Below are 2,257 nucleotides of genomic sequence, written 5' to 3'. Positions count from 1 at the left end.
GACGCCAAGTTTGGAACTGAGATATTCAGCAAACCTTGAGTGAATGACCACAACTCCAGCCGCAGCCTTCAAAGTCTTCCTCTCGACCCACGTCACGATTCGCGCAACCGCCAGACCACCCATGCCCGTCTCTCTGATTCCCAAGCTGTAAATGTCCTGCAACCAGATATTCACGATTGGTTTGCGGCTGCTGAAACGGATGCGCAGCATTGCCAATGCGCTAGCGAAGAGCGCTGGCGAGACCAGCAGGACGACATCAGGATTGTCCCAGCGCGCAAAAAGTAGTCGTAGGCCGAAAGAGATCTCCGAAACAAGACGCTTTATGCCACTCGGACGAGCAGGGACGTAGTGCAGCAAACGCGCGACAGGAACCAAGTCAACTGTTTCGCGCCGATTCCAAGAACCATAGCCAGGGTGAATTTGCCATTCAGGATAATGGGGATGCGACGTCAGGACTGTTATCTCAAGTCCGCGCTCTTGAAGCCCTTTGGCCAAGGCAGCAGTGTAGGGCGCAATGCCGGAGGGTTCCGGTGAATAGTTCAGCCCGACGACGAGCACATGAAGAGATCCCTGAGAACGCAAGGCTTGCGCCTTGCCCGACAACGGCATGACCGTTAGCGCAAGCGGCTCGGCGACGGGCAGGAAGAATTTAGCTCTAAGAGCTTTGGCAAAAATACGGAAGTGAAGTGTTTGCGCATGGAAGCCCCCGTTTGTTTTCTCAGATGATTCGAGATCCGCCTTCTGCCCTAGACCCCTTCAACTGATTCTCACTATACGTGTCTCCCCCGCTGACTGCCATTTCACTAACCACAGGGCCGTAGACTCAGATGAATGATCGTGGCGGGTGTGTTTGTGTGCTCTCACGGTAGAAGCTCAAATCGGGGAGGGATAGGCAGATGGACGCTCAGCGTGCCGAGCCATCGAAGCAGATAAAGGTTATACGGCTTCGTGATGCACCCGGGGAACGAGCAGCCTGGGACCGCCCCAAGGCGATTGTCTATCTGTGGGCAATTGTGGAGTTGCTTTTCGTCACAAACCCGTGGCAGATAAGTTCGGAGCTTCGTATCCAGGCACTTCGCCTCTTCGGGGCCGATATCGGCGCGGGTGTCATCTTCCGTCCGCGCACACGCGTTAAGTTTCCGTGGAAACTACATATCGGAGCAGATTCTTGGATCGGTGAAGGCGTCTGGTTCCATAATCAGGACCACATCCACGTCGCGCACGACGTTGTTATCTCCCAAGAAGTTTTTCTCACGACAGGGAGCCACGCACATCGACGCGATATGGCCTTACTGACCAGGCCGATCCACATCGAATCTGGCGCGTGGATTACCAGCCGGTGCATCGTCCTCGGCGGTAGCCACATAGGGATATCCGCTCTGATCACCCCCCTTACGGTGGTTTCCGGCGATGTTGACGCAAATACGATTTTCTCCGGCCATAATTTGAAACCAGGACCATGCCGGTTCGAGTAGGGGCGCACTCAGGCACGGGCATAAACAGCAAGAATCTAATGGTGACTGTATGACCCACTCTGATCTAAGGGCGACTGGGGGGTTGGGGCAACCTGACGCCCAAGTTGGACCCACTGCAAGCGCTAGAAAAATGCGAGCCATCCATATCGGGCCCGACTCTCAAGGTGTTGGGGGTATTGAGACGGTAATTCGCGCTTATGCGTCCTCGCCCTTCAGCGCCCTTGAGTGCTCAGCAGTCTCGTCTTGGACAAAGACTACAGACAGCCCTGGTCTTCAACTTGCGTCCTTCTCTCGAGCAGTTTTCGAGCTTGTGAAGGTACGACTGACTTCCGGTATTTGGGCGAAGAGAGCGCCGGTTGCCCACGTTCACCTCGGTCATAATGGATCCTTCGTGCGCGAGGGGGCGCTCGTCGTGATATCGAAGAGTCTTGGACTGCGTACATATGTCACCGTCCATGGATCAGTCTTTGTAGCATCGGCGCGATCATCCAAATTACTCAGAATCATTTATGGTTTTGTACTTCGTCGAGCCCGGAAAATCGCCGTGTTGAACAAAGAGGCCGCGGCTGTCGCTTCTGATTTGGCTCCCCAATGTCAGGTTGTAATCTTGCCCAACCCGGGGCCCGTTCAGCAGCGCGACCACGATCCAGAAGATCCGTCCCGCTGCGCACCGATTGTCGTGTTTGCCGGGAGTGTCAGCTATCGCAAAGGTGTTGACACATTACTCGATGCTTGGGACCTTGTGTTAGAAAAATGCCCCTCAGCGCAGTTGCGAATTTTCG

Annotated in this window: 3 protein-coding genes; 2 read left to right on the top strand and 1 reads right to left on the bottom strand. The window is 54.9% G+C overall.

Going from position 1 to position 2,257, the window contains the following annotated elements; all coding sequences use genetic code 11:
- Positions 1–609 (bottom strand): glycosyltransferase (locus tag JF66_RS22675; RefSeq protein ID WP_156109974.1); only part of this gene is annotated, 609 nt, incomplete at its 3' end.
- 287 nt (positions 610–896) lie between these two features.
- Between JF66_RS22675 and JF66_RS20360 the strand changes: the two genes are divergently transcribed.
- The gene (locus JF66_RS20360; RefSeq protein WP_035880746.1) at positions 897–1,475 is read left to right on the top strand and encodes an acetyltransferase; all 579 of its coding nucleotides are present in this window, start codon (positions 897–899) and stop codon (positions 1,473–1,475) included.
- A gap of 544 nt (positions 1,476–2,019) precedes the next feature.
- On the top strand, positions 2,020–2,257 hold a 238-nt coding region (locus JF66_RS24785), incomplete at its 3' end, for a hypothetical protein (RefSeq protein WP_231556539.1).

The organism is Cryobacterium sp. MLB-32 (assembly GCF_000738085.1).
GTDB lineage: Bacteria > Actinomycetota > Actinomycetes > Actinomycetales > Microbacteriaceae > Cryobacterium.
Note: the sequence above shows the minus strand (reverse complement) of the source record. Positions and strands in the feature narration are given on the sequence as shown.